Here is a 23735-nt window from a genome sequence, read left to right as displayed (position 1 = left end):
AGAGTCACTTTTCTGGGATGATGAAAAGTGACTCTTTTAATTTTAAATTTATTGATCTAATTCAGATAATGGCTTTCCAAATAAACGTTTAAAGGGAATTTTATTGCCTAAATAATAAGTGGCAATTACTTGAATAGGAAAGAAAATAACTGTTTTAATTAAGCGTGGCACCCACCAAGCAAAATTTGCTAGATTGACGCCATACATTAAACTTAACCACAAAGGAGTTAAAATGATATTAATTAAAACGGTGACCAACAATGTCGCCAAAATCACTCGTTGCCATGTCATTTCTTTCTTATAATAGAAATAACCATAAATAGCACCAGCCAAAAAGGCATTTAAAGTAAACCCAGGAAAATAGCCTGCCTTTGGAAAAAGCAGCATTCCTACTACATCAGCCACCGCCGTGCCGATTCCAGCCCAAAAAGGTCCGAAAATCATCCCAATCAATGATTCTGGGATAAACGTGAAACTGATTTTTAAAAACGTTGTTTCATACGCAAAAAAGCGTGAAAAGACAACGACCACCGCAATGAGTACGCCCATTAACGCAATGGATTTTGTGCCAAATTTTTTCTTTGTCATTTTTAGCATCTCCTCTAAGAGCTGCTACATGACGAACCATGCAGCGAATGCGAAAACAAAACCGCGAACATTAAAAAGCTGAACGTGTTGTTCTGATGATAAGCAAAGTAAGAACCTTTGCTTTCTAGCAACACACTGTTTATGTTCTTCGTCCAAAAGGCAACATCCCATCCTTTTAGCACTTAACGCTTTGTCTCCTACTCTGTTATTTTATTTGGACAAAAGTCCTCATAAAATATACCACAAAATAGTCAAAATAACCATTAAGGTTCTCTAAAAAGCTAACGGTCGACGATCCCCTTCATGGATAACCTCACGGAAGTCCGCAAACCCCGCCTCGACACCTCTCAAAAGAATTTCAGCACTGCCGATATTGGTCGCTAAAGGAATTTCATAGACATCACTTAGACGAATCAAAGCCGTCACATCTGGTTCATGCGGTTGCGCGGAAAGAGGATCTCTTAAAAAAATAACTAAATCAATGTTGTCTTCTGATATCATTGCGCCAATCTGTTGATCCCCACCTAATGGCCCCGATTTAAAGCAATGCACGGGTAAGCCAGTTGCTTCCATCACTTTCATGCCTGTCGTTCCCGTTGCATACAATTCATGTTTTTCTAAAATATGTTTATAAGCGGTTGCTAGTTTGATCATTAATGTTTTTTTACGATCATGAGCGATTAAAGCGATTTTCATGTTATCCAACTCCTGTCTTTGTTATATTATAACAAAAGTTTAGCGATAAATCCGCTGAGAGTGTTTGTCCTTTGTCACCTTGACGAAAAAGTCTTCTTTTTCTTGTGCAACTCTCCCTTGCTGAAAGATAGCGTTTTCATTTAAACTATGAGTAACAAATCAAAAAGAAAAGAGTGACGTATCAAATGGTGGAAATGGCGCTTAGAAATGTGTATAAAAAATATGACAATGCAGAACATTATTCTGTTACAGATTTTAACTTAGAAATTACAGACCGTGAATTTATCGTCTTTGTCGGACCTTCTGGTTGCGGTAAATCAACAACATTGCGAATGATTGCTGGCTTAGAAGATATTACTGAAGGTGAATTATCAATTGGGGACAAAGTCATGAATGACGTTGCACCGAAAGATCGTGATATTGCCATGGTTTTCCAAAACTATGCGCTTTATCCGCATATGACTGTTTTTGATAACATGGCTTTTGGTTTAAAACTAAGAAAATATGATAAAGCTGAAATTAAAAAACGGGTGGAAAATGCTGCGGATATTCTGGGCTTAACAGAGTACTTACAACGTAAACCTGCGGCGCTTTCTGGTGGACAACGCCAACGTGTTGCACTTGGCCGGGCAATTGTCCGTGATGCCAAAGTCTTTTTAATGGATGAACCTTTATCAAACTTGGATGCAAAATTACGTGTAGCCATGCGTGCTGAAATCGCTAAACTACACCAACGTTTAGAAACTACGACAATTTATGTGACACATGACCAAACCGAAGCGATGACCATGGCTGATCGAATCGTAATTATGAAAGATGGCTTTATTCAACAAATTGGTTCACCAAAAGAAGTTTACAATACACCAAAAAATATGTTCGTAGCTGGGTTCATCGGCTCACCTGCCATGAATTTCTTCAAAGTTACCTTAAACAATGGGGTTATTTCTAACCAACATGGCTTAAAACTAGCAATTCCTGAAGGAAGAAACAAAGAGCTTGTTGAACATGGTTATGAAGGCAAAGAATTAATTTTCGGTATTCGTCCAGAAGATATTCATAGCGAACAAGTGGCTTTAACGGCAATGAAAGATGCGGTGATTAAATCTGAAGTCGTTGTTTCTGAATTATTAGGGGCTGAATCCATGCTTTATACAAAAATTGGTGAGACAGAGTTTATCTCAAAAGTAGATGCTCGTGACTTCCACCATCCTGGTGAAATGATTGACTTAGCTTTTGATATTAACAAAGGACATTTCTTCGACCCTCAAACAGAAGAAGTCATTAAATAAAAAAATCTCGAGGCATCCGTCGCAATGACGGATGCCTCGATTGTTTCTCTTTATGCTAATTTAACCTTCTTCTTTATCACTTTGGGTTGTTTTGCTTCTGTAAAAGTTGGAATATCTACATGTTTACTTAAGGTACTTGCTAAAAAGTAGGCAATACTGAAATCCACCAAACTATGAATTAATCCACCAACGCCCATCAAAAGAAAAATAGAATACATGAAGCCGGCTGTATAATAGGTTCCTGGCAAGTTGCCCATTGTGTAAAATACAGAAACAACCACTAGCTCGGCAGCGGAATGAATCACTCCAATTCCCACGTTAAACAACTGTAATTTCCCATTTAATAAAGTGAATTTCCCCTCTTTATTGATTAAAATTTCTGGATGCTTTTGTAAAATCACTGCGCCAATGACTGCAAAAATCAAATGAGATAAGGCCCGCAAAGCAATAATCGGTGTTGCGGATAAGAAAAAACCAAAACCTGTTCCTAGACTAACCGCAATTGCCACCACTGGAGAAATAAACATGGCAATAAAAACTGGGACGTGACTTGCTAATGTAAAACTGGCTGGACCAATGGTAATTCTTGGCATAACCATTGGAATGATAATCCCCATTGCAATTAAAAGTGCTGAAATTGTTAAACGTTTTACTGAGTTTGTTTTCATTAATACTGCCTCCTAAAGGTGTCATGACACCTTTTTGTTTTTCTCAAGTGTAGCTGAACAGCCGTAATGTGTCAAGACACATAAAAGAACTTTCTGTTATTTCTCATAAATAACAGAAAGTTCTTTTTTATACTGGTTTATTTTTTTCTAAAGCATTACTTAAACGAGCGAATTCTTCTAAAGACAATGTTTCACCACGTCTAGAAGGATCGATTTCTGCTTCAGCCAGGCTTTCTTTTAGCCAAGCCACCGTTTGTTCATCTTTCCCATAAAAATGCGTTAAGTTATTCCACAATGTTTTGCGTCTTAATTGGAAACTGGCTTTGGTTAATTTGAAAAATTCTTTTTCATTGGTCACTGTCACCGCTGGTGTAGCACGGCGCGTCAATTTAATAATCGCCGAGTCAACATTGGGTTGCGGCACAAAAACTGTTTTTGGCACAATAAAGGCGACACTTGCTTCCATAAAATATTGGACAGCAATTGATAATGAGCCATAAGCTTTCGTTCCTGGTTTAGCAGCAATTCGATCAGCGACCTCTTTTTGCATCATCACAACCATTTCGGCTACATCTAAAGAAGATTCTAAAAAATGCATCATAATTGGCGTAGTAATATAGTAAGGTAGGTTAGCTACCACTTTAATCGGATACTTCTCTTGAAAAACTTGGTTGGTTGTCTCGACCAAATTAGCTTTTAAAACATCCTGATGAACCACTGTCACATTATCATAGCGACTTAAGGTATCCGCTAAGACAGGAATCAAGCGATCATCAATCTCAAAAGCCACAACTTGTGCCGCGTTCATCGCTAATTGCTCTGTTAATGCACCAATTCCAGGTCCGACTTCGACAACATTTGTCTGCTGATTAATTCCCGCTGTTTCTACAATTTTTCTTAAAATATTAGGCTCTGTCAAAAAATTTTGACCTAAACTCTTTTTAAATGAAAATCCATGTTTTTTTAGTATTTCTTTGGTTCTGGATGGTGTGGCAATTTCTTTATAGTCCGTCACGCTTGTTCCTCCATGTAGTTATTCTTCGTTTGCAAGTTCTTTTAAAATACGTGTCATGCTTTCTTTCAATTCTGCTTCTGTAATCCGAAACATGCTTAACCGTTTGACTAACTGTTTGCTATTTGTATAGCCAATTCTTAGGTCATCTCCTAATAATTCACGGTATTTTTTGGCATTTGCTCCCGCTATTAAACCATATTCAACTAGTGTTTGTCTAGGAATTTCTTGATAGTCTTCATCAGCTTGAACAGGTGTTACGACTTTTTTTAATGCTTCAATAATTGCTTCATCACTAGCATGTTCAACCCCTAGGCTACCGCCATTTTTTTTAGGCACTGCGACTTTTCTTGATAAAAAAGCATGCTTTGCATCAGGGACAACTTCCATTATTGTTTTACGAATTTTTTCGCCCGAATAGTCTGGATCTGTAAAAATAATCACGCCTCTCGTTTCTTGTGCGTGTTCAATTTGTGTCAAAATTTCATCATTGATAGCAGAGCCAATCGTTTCAATCGTATCTGCTGTAACTACCTCTTGAATGCGGCGTGTGTCGTCTTTTCCTTCAACGACAATGATTTCTGCAACTTTCATTTTTTCCTTCATTTATCTATCCGAAACAAGCGATGAGCGTTGACTCTCGTTTGTTCTGCCACTTCTTCAAAGGTTAGTTGTCGTAATTCAGCAATTTTTTCCACTACGTATCGTGTATAGCCTGGTTCATTCCGTTTACCACGATAAGGAACGGGAGCTAAATAGGGTGCATCTGTTTCCACCAACATTCGTTCAAGTGGTACCGCCATCGCCGCTTCTTGAACATCCAACGCCTTTTTAAACGTTACGACTCCACTAAAAGAAATATGCAAACCTAAATCTAAAAATTTCTTCATCCACTCGGCATCACCACTGAAACTATGCATGATTCCACCAATATCTGAAATTTTTTCATCTTTTAAAATTCGATAGGTATCTTCTAATGCCTCTCTCGTATGCACACTAAACGGTAAATTCATTTCCCTAGCAATCGCAATTTGGCGGCGAAAGACTTTTTCTTGCACCTCTTTAGGATCCTCCATCCAGTAATAATCAAGACCGATTTCACCTAATGCGACAATTTTTGGCAACGTTAATTGTTCTTGTAATCGTCGTTCAACCTCTGGCGTATAGCTACCCGCTTCTGTTGGATGCCAACCAATGATACTATAAATATTGGCATATTCCTGACTAAGTAAAAGAGATTTTTCAATCGTTGGTTCATCAAAACCGACCACGGCCATCTCTGTAACACCCAATTCTTGGGCATGTGCAATCGTTTCTGGAATATCATCATTAAATTGTTCTGCATTCAAATGTGTATGTGTATCAAAAATCATTATGATTGCCTCCTTTATCTCCTCTCTACTTTATCATATTTCTTGAAAAATCTGAATGACTAGGCGACAAGATTCGCCATTTCCTCATAAACAGCGCTTGCATTTATGCTAAAAGTAACGTATACTATTCAGTCATGTTATTAAAAGGAGGAATCTCCATGACCGATGAAAAAATTTATGAACAACAGCATTTAACAACGGTTTATCATGAGCTGCAAGCGGCTAAAAAAGTTTACGAAGAGCAATTGGCGAACACAATGAAAGATGGCAAACATATGCTAGAAGAATTTGGTCGCGATTCTAAGCTGAATTTTGATAGTTATGCCGATAATCTAGAAACGTTTGCCATGTTGGAAATGAAGAACCGTGAAATTGATCAATGGAACTTAAAAAATGAAGCAACGGCTAAAAATTTAGACAAAGTGAAACGCCTATTACAAGTTCCTTATTTTGGCAAAATTGGCGTGACTTTTGAAGACAGCCCTGAAGAGCCAGAAAATTTTTATATTGGCGTAAACGATTTTACTTCTTTAGAAGAAGAAACGCGCATTCACGATTGGCGCTCACCGATTGCTTCGTTATTTTATGACAATGTTTTAGGGAAAACAGCCTACATGGCACATCAACAAACCATTCCTGTACAACTTGATTTGAAAAGACAGATAATTATTGAAAAAGATCAATTAATCAACTATTTTGACACAACCATTGCGATTCAAGATGATGTGTTATTGCATTCTTTAGAAGAAGATGCTTCTCCTTACATGAAGGACATTACGACAACCATTCAACAAGAACAAAATCAAATAATTCGTGACGAAACGCAGCCACTCCTACTAGTCAACGGGATTGCTGGTAGTGGGAAAACGTCTGCGATTATGCAACGGATTGCTTATTTACTTTATCAACATCGAGCAGAAATTACAGCGGATAATATTTTATTACTTTCACCAAATTCAACATTTATTGATTATATTTCTCAAGTTTTACCGAATTTAGGCGAACGAAATCCCTTGAATTTGACTCTTTTACAATTTTTGCGCTTCACTACCAAAGAAGCATGGCCAATGGAAGAAGAAACGGACTATTTCGAACGCATTACTCGCTCTGAGGTAACGGAGCAAGAGCACGTTATTCGTTCAAAAGAATTTGCAACGTTTCTTTTAAGCAATCCTGAAAAAGCAGTTGTGCAGCCACATTTTTTCCGTCCTTTAACTTTTAAAAAGCAGACCTTATTTACTTCAGAAACAATTTTTAAACTTTATCAAGAAACACCAGCTGACTTGAGTATTCGCCAACGAATTTCAGCCACAAAAGAAAAATTAACCAGTCTTTGGACACGGTACTTATTAAAACAAGCCCATTCTAAAAAAATGTTGGATCAATTCCAAGATTTAACAGAAGCTGAACAAGTTCGTTATTTTGGCACAGTGATTACCGAAGATAATGAAAAACATCTGGCTGATTTTGCTTTAAAACGTTTGAAGAAAAAATATCGCTCTATTACTGCCGCTATTAAAAATGATGCTTGGCTAGATCAATGGACCTTTTTTGAAACGTTTTATTCTTTATTCACTGGAAAATCGTATCAAAAAGAGACAGCTGTTTTCACAGCCGATGAAATTGTGGCCCTTATTTTGGTGAAACATGCATTTATTGAAAACCTCGCCAACCAACAAATGGCTTTTATCCTAGTCGATGAAGTCCAAGATTATACAGAAGCCCAATTATTATTACTGCTGACACTTTTCCCTAAAGCTAGTTTTACTTTAGCTGGTGATGAAAATCAAGCCATTTTTAATACAGCCATTGAATTTTCTGAAGCTCATGATTTATTGGTTAACGAAACCAGCCGTTCTGTTGGAACGTATCAATTATTAAACAGTTACCGTTCAAGTAAAGAAATTACACGACTCTTCCAAACATTAGGCACTCAACCAGAGCAATTAACCATTGTGCCCATCCGGCATGATGGAGAAAAACCGACATTTATTCCTTGTGACTCTGCGTCTGACTATCTTAAAGCAATCGTCACTTCCATTGCAACTTTTGATCCGAAAGAAAGCACCGCCATCATTACTAAAACTTTTGCAGAAAAAGAACAATTAACAAAAGAACTCAGTGCTTCTCTTTCATTGGAAGAGCATCCGTCACTGCAAGTTTTATCAATTGATATGGCAAAAGGTCTAGAATTTGATAATGTAATTCTTCATAACCCAAATGTTAATCGTTATTCCGACAATAAACGAGATAAAAAAATCCTGTATACTGCTATTTCTCGTGGAATGAAACGGGTCGTTTTACCTTATACCGGCACACTTTCTGAATGGTTTACACCTTACTTGGCAGCCCAGTAACTGAGACTTAAGGCGGATTTTATTTTTAGAAAAACCACTTATAATAGACGAGTAGGCACTGCTTTTTAATTAGCAGACCTACTCGTTTGTTGTCTCTTAAGTTGAGAGGAGCGTGATAAGGTGAAACAATCACCTGATTTAGAAAATTTTTTAAAAACCTCTATCCAAAAAAATGTAACTATTGAGCGAAAACAACAAAACCAAACCATTTGGCACTGGCTACTGCTTATTTTATTTGGCTTACTAACTTTTGGCTCACTGACACAGCAGTTACTCCTAATTGGCTTGTTTACACTTATTGCCGCTATTGTTAAAGGTCCCTTAATGCTCGTCTGGGGAACCATCTATTCGGCGTTAGTGGCTTTGTTTCCACCTTTTGCTTTAGTCCTATCTTTACTTTTTTTTATAATTAATTTAGGCACCGTTATGAAAAGTTGGCGTATTACTTTAACAAGTGCTTACTTTTATCTAATTCCTTTAGGTTTTAGTCTCTTGAAAACGACCGACTGGGTATCAACGCCTTATTTCCTGACAGGCTTGGCTTTGTTAAGTATTTTAGGACTGCATTTTATATTAGAGTGGCTCTATAAAAATAATAGCTTAGGTCGTTTACTCACGTGGCAAATTATTAGTCTCCCTTTTTCACTCTTACTGATCATTTTACCAAGTCGCCTAACGAAAGGCCGTTTTGGTAAAAAACGAATACCTAAAAAAGTGAAACTCTAAAATAGAAAAGCCTAGGAAAAATCGCAAATGATTTTTCCTAGGCTTTTCTTCGATTCTTTTAATTTAAAAATTCGTTGATTTTTGATTTTAGGACGTCGATAATATTATTTACTTCTATATCGCCACTTTCTATTTTTTTCCACAAAACAAAGCCCCCAATAATTATATTTATCGTAACTAAAGCACCAATAATACGTTTATTCCTAGCAGATGTATAGGCCTTTCTCCATTTTGGATCATTTTTACGTCTTTTTAAAAATTCATAAGTATGATAAGCCATCAAACTTCCCCCACATCAAATCACTTTTCTTCTAGTATACAAAAAAAGTAGTAAAGATAAAAGGTTACAATTCACCTTTTATCTTTACTACTTATGCTTTTATGCGATTCCTGCACCATTTGGCATTTCTTTTGGTGCTTCAACAATTTGAAGTTTCCCTTCTGGTGATTCAGCTGAAAGAATCATTCCTTGGCTAATTTGACCACGCATTTTTCTTGGTTTTAAGTTAGCCACAATAACTACTTTTTTGCCAATTAGCGCAGCTGGATCTGGATAAAATTCAGCAATACCTGAAAGAATTTGACGATGGTTTTCATCTCCAGCATCTAAACGGAATTGCAATAATTTATCTGCTCCTTTGACTTTTTTGCAGTCAATAACTTCGGCAACTTTTAATTCCACTTTATCGAAATCATCGTACTTAATTTGTTTTTCTTTCGTTGAAACTAACGTTGTTTCTTCTGGATTCCATTTAATATCCTCTTCTGTAGCACTTTCGCTTTGAGACATTTTCTTTTGAATATACGTTACTTCTGTTTCAATTTCTAAACGTGGGAAAATAGGTGTTCCTTTACTTGTTACTGTTACGTCTGTTGGGAACTCACCAAAATGAATATTTTCCATGTTCATTGTTTCTGGATCTAAGCCTAATTGTTCGAAAATTTTCCCTGGTGTTTCTGTCATGACTGGTTGCAATAAGATTGCCACAATTCGTAAGCTTTCCGCTAAATGGATCATGACACTTTCTAATTCGTTGCGTTTTTCTTCTTCTTTAGCCAATACCCAAGGCGCTGTTTCATCAATATATTTATTGGCACGAGAAACTAGCGTCCAGATTTCTGCAATGGCCGTGTTAAATTCCATTTTTTCCATTGCTTCATGATATTTTCCAATAACATTCGCCGCAGTTGTCGATAGTTCGCTATCAAATGGGGTAACTTTTGAAGCATAGGCTGGTACTTTGCCATCACAATATTTATTAATCATCGCAATTGTTCGATTCAACAAGTTTCCTAAGTCATTAGCTAAATCATAATTTAAGCGAGAAACGAAATCTTCTGGTGTAAAGACGCCATCACTACCAAATGGAATTGCTCGTAATAAATAATAACGTAACGCATCTAGACCGTAGCGTTCTACTAACATTTCAGGGTAAACAACATTTCCTTTAGATTTAGACATTTTTCCGTCTTTCATCAATAACCAACCATGTCCAAAGACTTTTTTCGGTAATGGTAAATCCAAGGCCATTAACATAATTGGCCAATAAATCGTATGGAAACGCACGATTTCTTTCCCAACCATTTGCACGTTCGCAGGCCAATATTTTTGGAATAATGAATCATCTTCTGAGCCATAACCTAGTGCTGTAATATAGTTTGATAACGCATCAATCCATACGTAAACCACATGTTTTGGATCATTTTTTAATGGAATTCCCCAAGAGAAAGTCGTTCTTGAAACGGCTAAATCTTCCAATCCTGGTTTGATGAAGTTATTTAGCATCTCATTTTTACGAGATTCTGGTTGAATAAATTCTGGATGTTCTTCGTAATATTGTACCAAGCGATCCGCATATTTACTCATGCGGAAGAAATAGGATTCTTCTTTAACTAATTCGACTTCGTGACCACTTGGTGCTTTCCCACCAATGACATTGCCTTCATCGTCACGATATACTTCAGCTAATTGTGTTTCAGTGAAAAATTCTTCATCAGAAACTGAATACCAACCTTCATATTCTCCAAGGTAGATATCTCCTTGTTCTACTAAACGATCAAAAATTTGTTGCACAGCTGCCATGTGATAATCATCCGTTGTCCGAATAAATTTATCATAGCTGATATCTAATGTTTTCCATAATTTTTGAACATCTGCTGCCATTTTATCAACGTACTCTTTTGGTGTCACATTCAACTCAGCAGCTTTTTTTTCAATTTTTTGGCCATGTTCATCCACACCTGTTAAATAAAATACATCAAAACCCATTAAACGCTTGTAACGGGCCATTGCATCGCAGGCGATTGTTGTATATGAATTCCCAATATGTAACTTCCCACTTGGGTAATAAATTGGGGTGGTAATATAAAATGTTTCTTTCTGTGACATACAGAAAAAACCTCCTTTAGTCATTTTCCTAAACCCTCAGGATTTACTCCTAAACAGTATACCATAATTAGACATTATTAAACTATATTTCTTGTCGGTTTTCTCTTGAAAATGAAGAAAATGCCAGAAAGAAAAGAGAGAAACACCTGTCTATTTGACAAGTATTCCTCTCTTTTTTCGTTCACTTTTATTCTTTTGTCTCGAAACGAACGATACTATGGTGTCGTCCATAAAAGAAATAAATAGCCAAACCAATCACTACGGCTATGCCAAATACTTGCCAAGTAGCTAAAGACAATTGGAACATCAAAGCCGCGCAAACCACGATTGAAATTAATGGTAGAACCGGCACAAGTGGTACTTTAAATTCACCTGCTTGCGGTTCTCCTTTCATTGTTCGTAATTTGATAATTCCTAAAGCGAGAAACATCAGATAAAAGAGTGTCACGATATTTGTAAGTTCAGCCAACATCTCCATTGGAACAACACCAGCAAAAACCATTGCTAAAAATCCAGCTACATAGGTTGCATTCTTAGGTGTGTGCCGCTTCTCATCGATTTTGCTCATAAACTTCGGCAATAATCCATCTTTACTAATCGCATAAATCACACGGGCTAAACTGTACATCATCGCAATCGTCACTGTTAATAAGGTTAAAATAGCACCAACTGAAATGATTGTCGCAATTGCGCCATGATTAATGAAGCGCATCGCAAAAGCCACCGGATCCTTGACCCCTAAATCCGTAAATGGAACAATCCCAGTTAAAACTAACGTAACAACAATATATAACAATGTTGAAATAATAATGGAACCAATAATCCCTTTTGGAATATCTTTTTTCGGATTCTTCACTTCCTCCGCGGCCATGCTAACCGCATCAAACCCTAGAAAGGCAAAGAAAACTAAGGCAGCACCACTGAAAACGCCTGAAAAACCATAAGGAATAAATGGTTGCCAGTTCGTTGGTTTCACATAAAAGATCCCAACGAGAACAAATAATAAAATAATCCCAAACTTCACGAAAACCATTAAGTTATTTAAACGTAACGCTGTTTTCGCTTCTAAAGATACCCAAAAAGTTACGGCTACAACGACCAACATGGCAATCAAATCAATATATGTACCATTTGTTGGATTATAAGCGCCACTTAACGCTTGCGGCAAAGAAAAACCTAAGCTATCCAAAAAGCCATGGACATAGCCTGACCAACCTGAAGCAACGGATGAAACCGCCAAGAAAAATTCACAAATAATCATCCAACCAGTCATCCAAGCCACAATTTCTCCAAAGACCACATACATGTAGGCATACGGCCCACCAATGACCGGAATACGTGATGCAAATTCTGCATAGCATAAACCAGATAAAATAATCGCGGCTGCTGCTACCAGAAATGATAAGACGAGCCCTGGACCTGCATAGCGTTCCGCTGCGACACCTGTCACAACAAAAATCCCTGTTCCTACTACAGCCCCAATTCCTAGAAAAATTAAGTCCATCGTCTTAAGATTTTTTTTCATCCCACCACTGTCATTGACAGGCACAGTGATTTCTTTTTTTCTGAAAATAGACATGTGTTTACCCCCGTAAAAAAAATAAGCGTAAATAAACTATTTACGCTTTCATATACCCTAAAAGAATACCACCTAGAATAACAAAAATGCAACCAAAAATAACATAAAACATTTCTTTTTTTGATTTTCTTTCGCCTAAAAGGAAGATGCCCCCAAGAGTCGAAATAATAATCCCCATTTGTGATAAAGAGAAGCTAATAGCTAAGCCAATTTCACGCATGGTTAATAACATACAAATATTTCCTAAGCCCCAAAGCAGACCCGTCGTCATATTCATCCAAACAAAACGATCAACTTTGACTTTTTTGAAGGCAAAGAAACTAGCCCCCACTAACATACCAATACTTTGTGGCAAAATAATTCCCCACGGATCCAAACCAGTGGCATTAATAATGATGGTATAGACACCATACCCAACTGTTGAGAAAATCAAGGCCCGAATCCCTTTATTAAAATCTAACATACTGTTTGAGGTTTTCGGTTGACTGTCATCATCTTGTCGAGCTGTTAAATACACCCCAAAAACTAAAAAGGCTAAAGCGATAAAGCCTACAACAAAGTCTTTTGTTTTTGTCCATTCATGGAAAAAAACAGCCCCTGCAACGGTATTAACAACTAACTGCATCCCAGTTGAAATTGGTAAGCCAACTGAAACGCCCATATATTTCATGCTATGAAATTGTTGATTCTGTCCCAAACTCCAGAATAAACCAGATATAAATCCAACAATTAATGTGGCTGTCGTCAACGTAGGCTGGATAACAAAAAAGACAACAATTGAAAATAGTAATGCGCCGATTGTCATACCTAACGTTTGTTGATTGGCGCTTCCACCAATTTTACCGCTGACTAAACCAATACTGCCCCACGCAATCATGGGCACTAAAGCGATAAGTAAACTCATAATATTCTCCTAACAAATTTATTTCATTTCATTCTAACAATAAAAACGTTTTCTAAACAACTAAGAAGAGTAAGAGAAGTTAGCAAGAAAGTTTTAATAAATAAAAAAAGGCCTATCACCTCTTTAATTTGCTGATAGACCTACTTTTTATTTCACTTCATTATAATAACTGAGGGAAGGGAAAAACAATGTCATCGTCGTACCTTGCCCTTCTGTCGATTCGACTGTTAAATCATGACCTAACTTTTTCGCTAAGCTATGGGCCAAATACAGGCCAAGACCAGTCGAATGCTGTTCACTTTTCCGCCCGTTTTCTCCAGTAAATCCTTTATCAAAAATGCGTCGTTGATCTTGCATCGGAATGCCAATCCCAGAATCTTTTAAAGATAAATAAATACCTTGTTTATTTTTGGAAATTAGAACCGTAATTGTGCCGCCTTCTGGCGTATACTTGACTGCATTACTTAATAATTGGCGGAAAATAAAAATGACCCATTTTCGGTCGGTTAAAACCGCTTCATCTTCTCCTTCAATTGAGAATTGCAATCTTTTTTGGATAAAATAATTTGCCTGCGTACGAACAACAGATTGCACAATTTCTTTTAAAGAATATTCTTGGAGTAAATAATCTCGAGAAAAGCTGTCCAGTCTAGCATAATATAGGACTTGCTCGACATATTCATCAATTTTCCCTAACTCATTTTCCAATAGATAATATTTTTTCTCTGGAATATCATCTTCGACAGATTGTACCAGTAAAGTGATAGCCGCTAGGGGGACTTTGATTTCATGAACCCAAGAGTCAATGTAATCTTTTTGGTCCTGTTGGTTGTTAATTGCTTGCTGCATGGTTTGTTGGTGCTCTTGCAATAAACCGTTAATATACGTTTGGACAAGTAGCTCTTCTTCTTTTTCTGCTGTATTCAAATATTCTTGTAAAGAAGGCGGCTCTTTTTCCGTTGCCAACGAAAGCCACCACTTACGTTTTAAATAATAATCAATTGTTAAAAATAGCGATAAAAACACACTTTGCAGTAAAAAGATATAGCCAACCACTGTCCAATCTAAGCGGACATTAGGAGCCAACCATAAAATAAAACAAGTTAAGAACAGAAAAAATAACCAACCAATTAGTAATAACCAGCGATCTTTTAAATACTTTAGAATGGTCATTGTCTACTCCTATCTAGGGCACCATATAACCGACGCCCACTTTGGTTTCAATATAGCCAGCAATCCCTGCTTGCTCAATTTTTTTTCGTAAACGATTGATATTTACCGTCAACGTATTGTCATCCACAAAACGTTCATCGTCCCATAAAGCGCGCAATAGTTTTTCACGTGTTAAAATTTTTCCGTGCTTTTTCATTAAAAGATACAGTAATCGGTATTCATTTTTACTTAAATCGATCATTTCGCCTTTGATTTCCATTCGTCCATTGTCCACATTTAAAGTAATGCCATTATGTGAAAGCACTTCACTATCTGTATCGGAATAGTTATAAGAGCGGCGCAACAAAGCATTGATTTTAGCAATTAAAACATCTATCTGGAACGGTTTTGTAACAAAATCATCCGCGCCCATGTTCATCGCCATAATCATATCCATATTGGTACTACGACTCGAAATAAAAATAATTGGTACTTTAGAAACTTCACGAATTTTTTGACACCAATAGTACCCGTCGTACACAGGTAAATTAATATCCATCAAGACTAATTGAGGATTCTCCTCTTGAAAATCATCCAATACATCATTAAAATCGGTTGTTCCAATCGTTTCAAATTGCCATTTTTGTAATTCCTCGCTAATTAACTCTCGAATGGTTGTTTCATCTTCGACAATCATGATTTTAGCCATGCAATCCCACCTCTTTTATTTCTAAATTTTCATCTTTCTTATCCTAACAAACTTCATTCTTTTTGGATATAGGACTTTATGATGATTTTTACACTATTTCAAAAATAGGCGCTAATAATTCCCATTCTGATAACATGATGAATTTACCAACAAAAGCAAAAATACCATCTAATAATAACACAGACATATTAATTCCTAATACAATAGAAGCTTTTTCGACAATTGGCATGGACTTTTTATTTTTCAAAATAAGATATAAAACAAAGTTCGTTCCATAAGTAAAAACTGTTAACAACACAATTAACTCAATCATTTTACCACTTCCTATTTTGGACTTTTCATTTTTCCTTCAATAATTTACTACTCTTAATTATAGCATAATCTTATAAAAAAATCGGCAGAGTCCTAACCCTTAAGATAAACAACAAAATAGAAGCAGCCTCTTTGGAACTCGCAAGAATCGAGCTTTTTTTAAGAGTTGAAGGTCTTGATCCTTAAAAGACAAGTCCTTCAACTCTAGTATGTTCCATGTATTGGAATTGATACCAACGTACCAAAGTGTAGTGGATCAGACAACCTCAGTTTTTCTAATGATTATATTTGTCATACACTTCTTTTAACTGGTTTAAATCTATTTTTTTCATTTGGTACAATTTTTTGGTCACTTCATTTGCTCTAGCTGGATTTGAGTCAGATAAATAACGTTTCAGTTCAGGATTGCCTGTTTGCCAACTGACTCCAAATTGATCTTCCATCCAGCCACACGGCCATTCTTTCCCTTTAGCAGTCACTTGTTGCCATAGCCGATCTATTTCCTCCTGATTTTCACAATCAATATAAATGGAGAAGGCCATGGTAAAATCAAAATCATGTTTATCTCGTGCATCCATTACTCGAAACGGTTGCTCCTGTAATGTGAAAAGTGCTTGCGCAATGTTCCCATCTTCATATTCAACTTTTTCAATTATTTCGCCTGGACCGAAAATCGCCAACCATTCTGATAGAGCTTTGGCTGCTTCGCCATATTTTTCATTAGCAAACATAAAGGTTGGTACAATTGTTTGTTCTTTTCCTGAAAAAGACACTTGCCAAGAGACACCAAATTTGTCCACTACCCAACCATATAAAGGACTAAAAGGATATTCCCCAAAAGGCATCAAAATCTGTCCGTCTGCTGTTAAATTTTTCCACAACGTTTCTGTTTGTGATAACGTTTTACATTCAACAAAAAATGAACTAGCTGGTGTAAAGGAAAATTCTGGTCCGCCATTTAAACCAATGATTGTTTGGTTCGCCAAGGTAAATTCAATGGTCATTAATGATGTTCCTTGAGGTTGATGCTCCTCATTAACGTAGTTCGTTTTACTTAGAATCGCACCTTTTTCAAAGATTGTTGTATAGAAGTTAGCAGCTTCTTCCGCTTGTGTGTCAAACCATAAACATGGTGAAAATTTAGGCATTGTGGTTCCCTCCTTCGTTTTCTTTAGTGTAGTCAAAGATTGATAAATAAACAAAGAGAACGTTTTAGTATTTATTCATTTCCGTCTGATAGAATCGATAAATTGCTTGTTTTACTTCTTGAAGCAAGGAGGATTTTAAATGTCCCCGTGTCAAAAAATAAAAGGAACGCCAATACTTTTCACCTAACGTTTGGAAAGGAATTTTTTCAGTAATCGCCTTTCTTGAAAGCAACGATTGCCCCATGCCCAATTCCAACATTTTAACGATCATTTCATTATTTTTAACCGTCATGAGTGTTGGGCTTTGATTACTTTCTTCTAAATACTGTTGGGTATAATGAAAAACCCCAGAATCCTTTTCACGTACCAACCAATTCTGATTGTCAGGGTTCCCAGCTAAAACCAATTGATCCTGAATAATTTCTTCACGAGTTGCTCCTTTCGTAATTAATGGTTTTTCGATAAAGCCAAAATCAACTTGATGTTTTTCAACTTTTTCCACTACTTCTTCTGAATTGTTCATTTCTAAAACAAAATTGATCGTTGCATACTGTGTCTGTAAATGCTGCATCAGTTGCGGCAAATAATAAACTGCAAAAGTATTAGACGCAGCAATTCGGCAAGTTTCTTTAGGTAATCTCGCCTGATGAAGAGCTGTTAATGTTTCTTGCCAATCATCAGCTAAATTTAGCAAACGATTATACAAGACTTCCGCTTGCCTAGTAGGGACTACATCTTGTCGACCTTTTCTTAAAAACAATGAACAGCCTAATTCTTCTTCTAATTGTTTGATTTGATTAGAAACGGCTGGTTGTGATATATATAGGCAGGTAGCTGCTTTGGAAAAGTTCATTTGCTCATACACAATTTGAAAAGTCTTTAATAATTTAAACATAAGTATCCTTTCGATAACTTTCTATTATAAATATTATTTTAACTATTTATTTCTCAAATGTAAAAAATTTCGTTATACTGGAAGTAATGAACAAGAAAGAGAGATTTTTTCAATGAAAAATTCAGAAAATGATTATATCCAATCTTTATTCCAAATTCTTCCCGGCTTGCTAACAGCTTTCCTTGTCGCCTGCCTTAGCAAGTTTCTTGCCATCTGGTTACCTAGCTTAGGCGCCGCAACGATAGCTATTTTACTAGGAATCTTTTTGGGAAATACCTTTGTTCGCGGTGCCAATTTAAATCGCGGAACCAAAGTAGCCGAAAGTAAATTACTAGAATTTTCTGTTGTTTTATTGGGAACCACCGTGACCTTTCAAACGATTGCCCAAATTGGCTTACAAGGTGTCGCATTTATTCTCATTCAAATGTCGCTGACCATTATTTTTGCCTATTTGATCGGTAAAAAACTGGCTTTTTCTGATAATATGTCTTTATTGATGGCTGGTGGTAATGCCGTTTGTGGGTCTTCTGCCATTGCTTCGATTGCTCCAGCAATTCAAGCAGATGAGGAAGAAAAAGGCCAAATCATTACTTTAGTAAACTTATTAGGTACCGTTTTAATGTTGACCTTACCCATTTTAAGTGGGATTCTCTATGGTACCAATTTGTTGGCTCGTAGCGCACTAATCGGAGGGACTTTACAATCAGTTGGTCAGGTTGTCGCCAGTGCCAATATGGTCAATGAGAACGCAGTTCAACTTGCGATGCTCTTTAAAATTATGCGAATTGTCCTACTCGTAGCAGTTGTCTATTTATTTGGACGTTTCAAGCAAAGTAAGACGGCAGAATCAGAGGCTGAGTTGGTAGAAGTCACCAAAAAAAGTAGCGCCCTACCTTGGTATGTAGTTGGCTTTTTCATTGCCTGTGTCTTTAATAGTTTGATTCATTTCCCCGTCGTGATCAGTGAGACTGCTCATTTCTTTAGTTCTTGGTTTGAAATTACTGCCTTGGCAGCAATCGGGTTACGACTCGATTTTAAAAAGTTTTTCCAAGAAGGCAAACGTTTCTTAATCTATGGTTTATCAGTTGGAACTGTTCAAGTCGTCCTAGCCATTTTGTTGTTGGCACTGCTACAGTTCTAATAAAAAAGTTTGACGTTAACACGTCAAACTTTTTTATTTCAGCTTATTCATGCTATTATGAATAAGGTTTTATTAACTTAAAGGAGTTTTTCGATGTTATTTAGTTTTAAAAAAAACGAATGGTTAGGCAATGAACGAAATGATCTATTTGCCGGTCTCGTTTCTTCTGTCGCCATTTTACCAGAAGTAATCGGGTTTGCGATTATTGCTGGTGTTCACCCGCTTTCTGCAGTGTTTGCTTCAGCAGTTACTTTACTTGTGATTACTTTTACGGGCGGCCGTCCGGCAATGGTCTCGGCGTCTGCTGGTTCAATGGCCTTAGTCCTTGCAGGCTTAATTCAAGCACACGGTTTGTCATACATGCTTGCTGCGACTATTTTAACAGGCTTTCTACAATTTATTTTAGGTTATTTAGGTATCCATAAATTAATGCGCTTTATTCCCAAGACAGTGATGTACGGATTCGTCAATGCGTTAGCCATTTTAATTTTCATGGCGCAAGTACAACAATTGCCTCATCAAACACTGTGGTCCTACGGCATGATTATCTGTAGTATCTTACTTATTTATCTATTACCTAAGTTTATTACAATCGTGCCTCCTGCTTTAATTGTTATTTTATTCATGACTATCCTGTCCTATTTTTTAAAAGGTCATTTGCAAACGGTAGGTGATCTTGGTGAAATGAGTCAGTTTCATCCAGCGATCCGTTGGCCTAATGTACCCGTCAACTTAGAAACGTTGTGGATTATTTTACCTAGTTCTGTTGCCTTAGCAATGGTCGGGTTAATTGAATCTTTATTGACGATCCCCATTGTGGACAAAATGACAACGAGCCAAAGTGATAGCCAACGAGAAGTTAAGGCGCAAGGATTCGCTAATATAATTACCGGCTTTTTTGGTGGCCAAGCTGGCTGTGCGATGATCGGGCAAGCGGTCATTAATGTTAAATCAGGGGGACGAAAACGGCTTTCTACTTTGATTTCAGGTATTACCCTCCTTCTATTCATTTTTGTTTTTAAATCCGTGATGGTAGCCATTCCTACAGCTGCATTGATTGGGATCATGATGACAGTGGCAGTCGACACCTTTGATTGGGAAAGTTTACAGCTTTTCCGAACTTTTGAAATTACTGAAATTGTTATTTTACTCGTGACAGTGGGTGTGATCGTCTATACGCATAATTTAGCGATTGGAATTATTCTAGGTGTTCTTTTAAGTGGTCTTCTTTATCATTTTTTCAAAAAAGAACCAAAAAAAAGTTGCTAGCTTTAGCAACTTTTTTTATTTTTCCCAATATTTCTTCAACGCTTCTTTTTCTATTTTCTTAATGAACGCATCTTTGCCATCCATATATTTATCAATGCTATCGGGGTGTGCTTGGGCCAATTGCTTTTTTAATGTACCATAGGTTGTAGCAATTGCCGGATTTTCTCGTAAATAATTTCGAAAAGCAAGATGGCGCAAAATTTCTTGCGTATTGTCAAACTGATAAATATGCACATGATGTGTTCTTTTTATCGGGCCTTTTCGTAAATAACGACGTCCTGATAGCCCAAATTCCCCCATATATTCATAACCGATTCTTTCAAATTCCCCTTGTAACAGGTCTACTTTTTCAATTTCTTCAACAATGACCAAAAAATCAATAATTGGTTTGGCTGCTAAATTAGGCACAGATGTGCTACCGATATGTTCAACTTTAAGACAATTTTCCTTTAGAATCTGTTTCAACGCTTGGGCTTCTTCTTCAAACTGTTCCACCCAGGCTGGTTGGTATTCAGTAACGATTACCCGCATGATTTCTTCCCTCTTTTCTATATCCGTTTCATATGTAAAATAGGAAACGGATTTCCTTGAGGATCTTCCTTTGATTCACCAATTACTTGAAACCCTTGAGATTGATAGAACTTCACAGCCCCTTCATTTTGTTTATTGGCATCAACAAAGACAATTGATTCTTGCTCTATTAACTTTTTGATAATTTCTCCACCATAGCCTTTACGAAAATAGACTGGGTCAATAAATAACATTTCCAACGTTTGTTGATTTGTTCCACTAAAGCCCACACATTTCTGTTCTTCATTTAACCACATACTTAATTGAACTTGTTGAAAATAATCAGGTAAAACTACTTCGATTTTATCAATATCTGCCTGACTCAAAAACAAATGGGTAGCTTCTACTGAAGAACGCCATAGAGAAATTAATTGAGGATAATCGTTTTTTTTTACTTCTTTTTGGTTCAGCATTTTTAATTCCTCCCTATCTAATAAACAAAGTATACCACATTTTGTCTCTCTCAATTCCATAAAAAATAGTCAAATCAACCGTGTTTTTTCTGTCGATTTGACTGTCTCTCTCTATTAACTCTGATGGCTAAACGAGTAAACTAAGCAAAGCCACGATGGCTAAACCGCCTTGTGTTAAAATAATTTTTTTATCACTAGTTAAGCTACCGTACGCCGCCACTAAAATAATATAAATCAATAAAAATTTTGTCATCTCCATCGTTGCTTGCGCAAAATAGACACTATAAATAAGTCCTGCACCGATTAGTCCATTATAGATTCCTTGATTTTTAAACAATGTAGTGACTGATTTTCTTTGTAACTCTTGCTTATCCATTTTAAAAACACGGCTTGTTGTCTCAGATGTTGGTACAATCGTTTCTAAATACATAATGTAGAAAAATTCTACCGCCACCAAGGTTACTAAAATTGTTGAAATTAATGTCATCTGCTCCCTCCTCCCATTCCTTTGAACGAAGTAATTTTATGTAATTTTTGCTATGATGTAAATAGATATGCCTAGCCTTAACGAAAGGAAGAAACCTATGACTTTTCAAGAAACTATTAGCGCCTATATCCAAGAACGTTATCAGATAACGCCCGATTTTCCTTTTAAAAAACACCCAGACTATCTCGTCTTTCGTCATCCTAGAAATGCGAAATGGTTTGCTTTAATTATGCCACTGGATGCACAACTGCTCGGCGCTACCGAGAATAAGCAGCTCACTATTTTAACCGTTAAACTTGCGCCTGAATTGATTACCTTATTAAAGAACCAACCTGGCTATTTTCCTGCCTATCATATGAACAAAGAACATTGGTTAAGTCTTTCTGAAGAAATTCCGCTCTCACAAGTTTTTTCATTTATAGATGAAAGTTACCAACGGAGTTATTAAAAAAACACCCTACTCAAGGAGTAGGGTGTGAAAGATTATTTAAGCTTATTTGCTTAAAGCGTCTTTTGCTTGTTCAGCTAACGCTGTAAATGCTGCTGCATCGTTAACGGCTAAGTCAGCTAACATTTTGCGGTTGATATCAATCTCTGCCAATTTCAAACCGTGCATTAATTTAGAATAGCTTAAGCCATTCATACGAGCTGCCGCGTTGATACGTGCAATCCATAATTTACGGAAGTCACGTTTCTTTTGACGACGGTCTCTGAATGCATAGTAATAAGAGTTCATTACTTGTTCTTTTGCTGATTTAAATAAAGTATGTTTTGATCCGTAGTAGCCTTTCGCTAACTTAAGGACTTTTTTACGACGTTTACGGGTTACTGTTCCACCTTTAACACGTGCCATGTTGAATTCCTCCTAATATCTTGTTTCTCTTGACGGTAATCTAAAAGTCACCGAGTTGTTTTATTTCATTCTTGCTAATTGTTGGCGGATACGTTTGTAATCGCCTTTTGCAACCATGCTTGCTTTACGCAATTGACGGCGTTGTTTTTTAGTTTTACCGTGGAAACGGTGAGATGTAAAGGCACGGCCACGTTTTAAGCCGCCTCCACCAGTACGTTTTACACGTTTTGCTAATCCGCGGTGTGTTTTTTGTTTTGGCATGACTAATTTTCCTCCTCAAAATCTTTGCTTCAAGTGAAAGACTCTAACAGTCACAACTGTCGAATATCCTTCTTGTAGAAATTACCAAAAGTCCGAATGCTCGGTCTCTTCGTTTACTTGTCGTTTTTCGGTGCCAGCGTTAGAAACATGCTGCGTCCGTCCATTTTCGCTTTTTGTTCCACTGTGGCGATGTCCGCAGTTTCTTCAGCTAAGCGATCAAGAACTTTCTGACCAATCTCTTTATGGGTAATGGCACGGCCTTTGAAACGGATAGAAGCTTTCACTTTGTCTCCTTTTTCTAAGAACTTACGCGCATTACGAAGTTTTGTATTGAAGTCATTTACGTCAATTGTTGGACTTAAACGAACTTCTTTGACGTTGATCACTTTTTGTTTCTTGCGAGCTTCACGCTCTTTCTTTTGTTGTTCGAAACGGAATTTTCCATAATCCATAATTCGCGCAACTGGTGGTTTCGCTCCTGGCGCTACAAGTACTAAATCCAAGTTTGCAGATTCAGCGATTTGTAATGCTTCTGCTTTGGTTTTTACACCTAATTGTTCACCATCTTGTCCGATCAAACGTAACTCGCGTGCACGAATGCCGTCGTTAACCATCATATCCTTTGCTATGGTCATTCACCTCCAAAATTTTTAAGAGAAAATCCTAACGGAAGTCTGCTTTGTTTGCTAAATGCAATAAAAAAACAGGTTCCTATCCAGAACCCGCCAACAGTCTGCCTTACTTAAAAAAATAAGGAATACTTTATCTAGCCCAGCGATATACTCAACTAAGGCGAGAAGCGGGTGCTTCTGCTTTCATTTCTCAACTTCACTAGTTTACCTTAGTTTATCCTAGTTGTCAATATATTTCCTCAAAAAAAACGAATCTAGCATTAGATTCGTTTGAACTCGTATTTTGATTATTAATAATTAGTGGACTGTCCC

27 protein-coding genes, 1 riboswitch and 1 other annotated feature are annotated in these 23735 nt (G+C 36.9%); of the genes, 6 read left to right on the top strand and 21 right to left on the bottom strand.

The genetic code is table 11. From position 1 onward, the window contains the following. Window positions 1–48: 48 nt before the first annotated feature. Both MKZ30_RS03270 and mgsA read right to left on the bottom strand, forming a co-directional pair. The gene (locus tag MKZ30_RS03270; RefSeq protein WP_002385065.1) at window positions 49–597 is read right to left on the bottom strand and encodes a folate family ECF transporter S component; all 549 of its coding nucleotides are present in this window, start codon (window positions 595–597) and stop codon (window positions 49–51) included. 30 nt (window positions 598–627) lie between these two features. Beyond that, a riboswitch (THF riboswitch) is annotated at window positions 628–795 on the bottom strand. 66 nt (window positions 796–861) lie between these two features. Continuing rightward, window positions 862–1284 carry a methylglyoxal synthase gene (gene mgsA / locus MKZ30_RS03265; protein WP_002355823.1) on the bottom strand — a complete coding sequence of 141 codons (423 nt, stop codon included), beginning with the start codon at window positions 1282–1284 and terminating at the stop codon, window positions 862–864. Between the two features lie 185 nt (window positions 1285–1469). On the opposite strand from mgsA, the gene MKZ30_RS03260 reads away from it, so the two are divergent. Next, entirely contained in the window at window positions 1470–2573 is a 1104-nt protein-coding gene (locus MKZ30_RS03260; protein ID WP_016614024.1) for an ABC transporter ATP-binding protein, read from the top strand. A gap of 50 nt (window positions 2574–2623) precedes the next feature. Here MKZ30_RS03260 and MKZ30_RS03255 read toward each other — a convergent pair whose 3' ends face one another. From MKZ30_RS03255 to MKZ30_RS03240, 4 genes are all read right to left on the bottom strand, one after another. Next, window positions 2624–3241 (bottom strand): hypothetical protein, encoded by a 618-nt coding sequence (locus tag MKZ30_RS03255; protein WP_002355821.1) that lies wholly within the window; start codon window positions 3239–3241, stop codon window positions 2624–2626. A gap of 127 nt (window positions 3242–3368) precedes the next feature. Beyond that, on the bottom strand, window positions 3369–4256 hold the full coding sequence (gene rsmA / locus MKZ30_RS03250; protein ID WP_016614025.1) for a 16S rRNA (adenine(1518)-N(6)/adenine(1519)-N(6))-dimethyltransferase RsmA: 888 nt from the start codon (window positions 4254–4256) through the stop codon (window positions 3369–3371). Window positions 4257–4274: 18 nt separating this feature from the next. Further along, window positions 4275–4859: a ribonuclease M5 gene (rnmV, locus tag MKZ30_RS03245; protein ID WP_002383361.1), complete on the bottom strand. Its 585-nt coding sequence runs from the start codon at window positions 4857–4859 to the stop codon at window positions 4275–4277. Beyond that, window positions 4856–5626 (bottom strand): TatD family hydrolase, encoded by a 771-nt coding sequence (locus MKZ30_RS03240; RefSeq protein WP_002358846.1) that lies wholly within the window; start codon window positions 5624–5626, stop codon window positions 4856–4858. Before MKZ30_RS03240 ends, rnmV begins: the two co-directional genes overlap by 4 nt. Before the next feature lie 134 nt (window positions 5627–5760). Between MKZ30_RS03240 and MKZ30_RS03235 the strand changes: the two genes are divergently transcribed. Together MKZ30_RS03235 and MKZ30_RS03230 are read left to right on the top strand one after the other, a co-directional pair. Further along, window positions 5761–7983, top strand: coding sequence for a HelD family protein (locus tag MKZ30_RS03235; RefSeq protein ID WP_033600841.1), 2223 nt, complete (start codon window positions 5761–5763; stop codon window positions 7981–7983). Window positions 7984–8103: 120 nt separating this feature from the next. Continuing rightward, complete coding sequence (locus tag MKZ30_RS03230) at window positions 8104–8709, top strand: hypothetical protein (RefSeq protein WP_033600842.1); 606 nt, start codon at window positions 8104–8106, stop codon at window positions 8707–8709. 58 nt (window positions 8710–8767) lie between these two features. Here MKZ30_RS03230 and MKZ30_RS03225 read toward each other — a convergent pair whose 3' ends face one another. From MKZ30_RS03225 to MKZ30_RS03185, 9 genes are all read right to left on the bottom strand, one after another. Further along, entirely contained in the window at window positions 8768–8989 is a 222-nt protein-coding gene (locus tag MKZ30_RS03225) for a hypothetical protein (protein WP_249958781.1), read from the bottom strand. A gap of 99 nt (window positions 8990–9088) precedes the next feature. Then, complete coding sequence (metG, locus tag MKZ30_RS03220) at window positions 9089–11098, bottom strand: methionine--tRNA ligase (RefSeq protein ID WP_002355813.1); 2010 nt, start codon at window positions 11096–11098, stop codon at window positions 9089–9091. A 187-nt stretch (window positions 11099–11285) separates the two neighbouring features. Beyond that, window positions 11286–12677: an amino acid permease gene (locus MKZ30_RS03215; protein WP_002383357.1), complete on the bottom strand. Its 1392-nt coding sequence runs from the start codon at window positions 12675–12677 to the stop codon at window positions 11286–11288. 40 nt (window positions 12678–12717) lie between these two features. Next, window positions 12718–13581, bottom strand: coding sequence for a GRP family sugar transporter (locus MKZ30_RS03210; RefSeq protein ID WP_002355811.1), 864 nt, complete (start codon window positions 13579–13581; stop codon window positions 12718–12720). A gap of 147 nt (window positions 13582–13728) precedes the next feature. Beyond that, window positions 13729–14754, bottom strand: a complete 1026-nt coding sequence (sapS, locus tag MKZ30_RS03205) for a two-component system sensor histidine kinase SapS (RefSeq protein WP_002358842.1) — start codon at window positions 14752–14754, stop codon at window positions 13729–13731. A 13-nt stretch (window positions 14755–14767) separates the two neighbouring features. Beyond that, window positions 14768–15442, bottom strand: coding sequence for a two-component system response regulator SapR (gene sapR / locus MKZ30_RS03200; RefSeq protein WP_002355809.1), 675 nt, complete (start codon window positions 15440–15442; stop codon window positions 14768–14770). Window positions 15443–15530: 88 nt separating this feature from the next. Continuing rightward, entirely contained in the window at window positions 15531–15755 is a 225-nt protein-coding gene (locus MKZ30_RS03195; protein ID WP_002355808.1) for a hypothetical protein, read from the bottom strand. A gap of 274 nt (window positions 15756–16029) precedes the next feature. Further along, window positions 16030–16902 carry a VOC family protein gene (locus MKZ30_RS03190; RefSeq protein ID WP_002355807.1) on the bottom strand — a complete coding sequence of 291 codons (873 nt, stop codon included), beginning with the start codon at window positions 16900–16902 and terminating at the stop codon, window positions 16030–16032. A gap of 64 nt (window positions 16903–16966) precedes the next feature. Beyond that, window positions 16967–17797, bottom strand: a complete 831-nt coding sequence (locus tag MKZ30_RS03185) for a LysR substrate-binding domain-containing protein (protein WP_016614030.1) — start codon at window positions 17795–17797, stop codon at window positions 16967–16969. Window positions 17798–17909: 112 nt separating this feature from the next. On the opposite strand from MKZ30_RS03185, the gene MKZ30_RS03180 reads away from it, so the two are divergent. Together MKZ30_RS03180 and MKZ30_RS03175 are read left to right on the top strand one after the other, a co-directional pair. Continuing rightward, a complete protein-coding gene (locus MKZ30_RS03180; protein WP_002355805.1) occupies window positions 17910–18938 on the top strand; it encodes a YeiH family protein in 1029 nt (342 codons plus the stop codon). 93 nt (window positions 18939–19031) lie between these two features. Beyond that, window positions 19032–20207 carry a SulP family inorganic anion transporter gene (locus tag MKZ30_RS03175; protein WP_002403716.1) on the top strand — a complete coding sequence of 392 codons (1176 nt, stop codon included), beginning with the start codon at window positions 19032–19034 and terminating at the stop codon, window positions 20205–20207. 15 nt (window positions 20208–20222) lie between these two features. Here the strand turns inward: MKZ30_RS03175 and MKZ30_RS03170 are convergent, their stop codons facing one another. From MKZ30_RS03170 to MKZ30_RS03160, 3 genes are all read right to left on the bottom strand, one after another. Next, the gene (locus MKZ30_RS03170) at window positions 20223–20738 is read right to left on the bottom strand and encodes a GrpB family protein (protein WP_002361365.1); all 516 of its coding nucleotides are present in this window, start codon (window positions 20736–20738) and stop codon (window positions 20223–20225) included. Window positions 20739–20755: 17 nt separating this feature from the next. Beyond that, a complete protein-coding gene (locus MKZ30_RS03165; protein ID WP_002383352.1) occupies window positions 20756–21250 on the bottom strand; it encodes a GNAT family N-acetyltransferase in 495 nt (164 codons plus the stop codon). Between the two features lie 67 nt (window positions 21251–21317). Beyond that, the gene (locus MKZ30_RS03160) at window positions 21318–21677 is read right to left on the bottom strand and encodes a DUF1304 domain-containing protein (RefSeq protein WP_002370721.1); all 360 of its coding nucleotides are present in this window, start codon (window positions 21675–21677) and stop codon (window positions 21318–21320) included. A 67-nt stretch (window positions 21678–21744) separates the two neighbouring features. On the opposite strand from MKZ30_RS03160, the gene MKZ30_RS03155 reads away from it, so the two are divergent. Next, complete coding sequence (locus tag MKZ30_RS03155; RefSeq protein ID WP_002419367.1) at window positions 21745–22125, top strand: MmcQ/YjbR family DNA-binding protein; 381 nt, start codon at window positions 21745–21747, stop codon at window positions 22123–22125. Between the two features lie 45 nt (window positions 22126–22170). Here the strand turns inward: MKZ30_RS03155 and rplT are convergent, their stop codons facing one another. The 3 genes from rplT to infC form a co-directional block, all read right to left on the bottom strand. Continuing rightward, a complete protein-coding gene (gene rplT / locus MKZ30_RS03150; RefSeq protein ID WP_002355799.1) occupies window positions 22171–22530 on the bottom strand; it encodes a 50S ribosomal protein L20 in 360 nt (119 codons plus the stop codon). A 60-nt stretch (window positions 22531–22590) separates the two neighbouring features. Next, entirely contained in the window at window positions 22591–22791 is a 201-nt protein-coding gene (gene rpmI / locus MKZ30_RS03145; protein ID WP_002355798.1) for a 50S ribosomal protein L35, read from the bottom strand. A 113-nt stretch (window positions 22792–22904) separates the two neighbouring features. Beyond that, a complete protein-coding gene (gene infC, locus MKZ30_RS03140; protein ID WP_002355797.1) occupies window positions 22905–23426 on the bottom strand; it encodes a translation initiation factor IF-3 in 522 nt (173 codons plus the stop codon). 54 nt (window positions 23427–23480) lie between these two features. Further along, window positions 23481–23612, bottom strand: a sequence feature (ribosomal protein L20 leader region). Window positions 23613–23735 lie beyond the last annotated feature (123 nt).

This window comes from Enterococcus sp. LX10 (assembly GCF_023539285.1).
GTDB classification, from domain to species: domain Bacteria; phylum Bacillota; class Bacilli; order Lactobacillales; family Enterococcaceae; genus Enterococcus; species Enterococcus faecalis.
Note: the sequence above shows the minus strand (reverse complement) of the source record. Positions and strands in the feature narration are given on the sequence as shown.

What these genes read in the sequence shown, in the direction of transcription:
- MKZ30_RS03270 (WP_002385065.1), bottom strand. Translation starts at nt 597, where the DNA reads ATGCTAAAAATGACAAAGAAAAAATTTGGCACAAAATCCATTGCGTTA.
- mgsA (WP_002355823.1), bottom strand. Translation starts at nt 1,284, where the DNA reads ATGAAAATCGCTTTAATCGCTCATGATCGTAAAAAAACATTAATGATC.
- MKZ30_RS03260 (WP_016614024.1), top strand. Translation starts at nt 1,470, where the DNA reads ATGGTGGAAATGGCGCTTAGAAATGTGTATAAAAAATATGACAATGCA.
- MKZ30_RS03255 (WP_002355821.1), bottom strand. Translation starts at nt 3,241, where the DNA reads ATGAAAACAAACTCAGTAAAACGTTTAACAATTTCAGCACTTTTAATT.
- rnmV (WP_002383361.1), bottom strand. Translation starts at nt 4,859, where the DNA reads ATGAAGGAAAAAATGAAAGTTGCAGAAATCATTGTCGTTGAAGGAAAA.
- MKZ30_RS03240 (WP_002358846.1), bottom strand. Translation starts at nt 5,626, where the DNA reads ATGATTTTTGATACACATACACATTTGAATGCAGAACAATTTAATGAT.
- MKZ30_RS03235 (WP_033600841.1), top strand. Translation starts at nt 5,761, where the DNA reads ATGTTATTAAAAGGAGGAATCTCCATGACCGATGAAAAAATTTATGAA.
- MKZ30_RS03225 (WP_249958781.1), bottom strand. Translation starts at nt 8,989, where the DNA reads ATGGCTTATCATACTTATGAATTTTTAAAAAGACGTAAAAATGATCCA.
- metG (WP_002355813.1), bottom strand. Translation starts at nt 11,098, where the DNA reads ATGTCACAGAAAGAAACATTTTATATTACCACCCCAATTTATTACCCA.
- MKZ30_RS03215 (WP_002383357.1), bottom strand. Translation starts at nt 12,677, where the DNA reads ATGTCTATTTTCAGAAAAAAAGAAATCACTGTGCCTGTCAATGACAGT.
- MKZ30_RS03210 (WP_002355811.1), bottom strand. Translation starts at nt 13,581, where the DNA reads ATGAGTTTACTTATCGCTTTAGTGCCCATGATTGCGTGGGGCAGTATT.
- sapS (WP_002358842.1), bottom strand. Translation starts at nt 14,754, where the DNA reads ATGACCATTCTAAAGTATTTAAAAGATCGCTGGTTATTACTAATTGGT.
- sapR (WP_002355809.1), bottom strand. Translation starts at nt 15,442, where the DNA reads ATGGCTAAAATCATGATTGTCGAAGATGAAACAACCATTCGAGAGTTA.
- MKZ30_RS03195 (WP_002355808.1), bottom strand. Translation starts at nt 15,755, where the DNA reads ATGATTGAGTTAATTGTGTTGTTAACAGTTTTTACTTATGGAACGAAC.
- MKZ30_RS03190 (WP_002355807.1), bottom strand. Translation starts at nt 16,902, where the DNA reads ATGCCTAAATTTTCACCATGTTTATGGTTTGACACACAAGCGGAAGAA.
- MKZ30_RS03185 (WP_016614030.1), bottom strand. Translation starts at nt 17,797, where the DNA reads ATGTTTAAATTATTAAAGACTTTTCAAATTGTGTATGAGCAAATGAAC.
- MKZ30_RS03180 (WP_002355805.1), top strand. Translation starts at nt 17,910, where the DNA reads ATGAAAAATTCAGAAAATGATTATATCCAATCTTTATTCCAAATTCTT.
- MKZ30_RS03175 (WP_002403716.1), top strand. Translation starts at nt 19,032, where the DNA reads ATGTTATTTAGTTTTAAAAAAAACGAATGGTTAGGCAATGAACGAAAT.
- MKZ30_RS03170 (WP_002361365.1), bottom strand. Translation starts at nt 20,738, where the DNA reads ATGCGGGTAATCGTTACTGAATACCAACCAGCCTGGGTGGAACAGTTT.
- MKZ30_RS03165 (WP_002383352.1), bottom strand. Translation starts at nt 21,250, where the DNA reads ATGGAATTGAGAGAGACAAAATGTGGTATACTTTGTTTATTAGATAGG.
- MKZ30_RS03160 (WP_002370721.1), bottom strand. Translation starts at nt 21,677, where the DNA reads ATGACATTAATTTCAACAATTTTAGTAACCTTGGTGGCGGTAGAATTT.
- MKZ30_RS03155 (WP_002419367.1), top strand. Translation starts at nt 21,745, where the DNA reads ATGCCTAGCCTTAACGAAAGGAAGAAACCTATGACTTTTCAAGAAACT.
- rplT (WP_002355799.1), bottom strand. Translation starts at nt 22,530, where the DNA reads ATGGCACGTGTTAAAGGTGGAACAGTAACCCGTAAACGTCGTAAAAAA.
- rpmI (WP_002355798.1), bottom strand. Translation starts at nt 22,791, where the DNA reads ATGCCAAAACAAAAAACACACCGCGGATTAGCAAAACGTGTAAAACGT.
- infC (WP_002355797.1), bottom strand. Translation starts at nt 23,426, where the DNA reads ATGACCATAGCAAAGGATATGATGGTTAACGACGGCATTCGTGCACGC.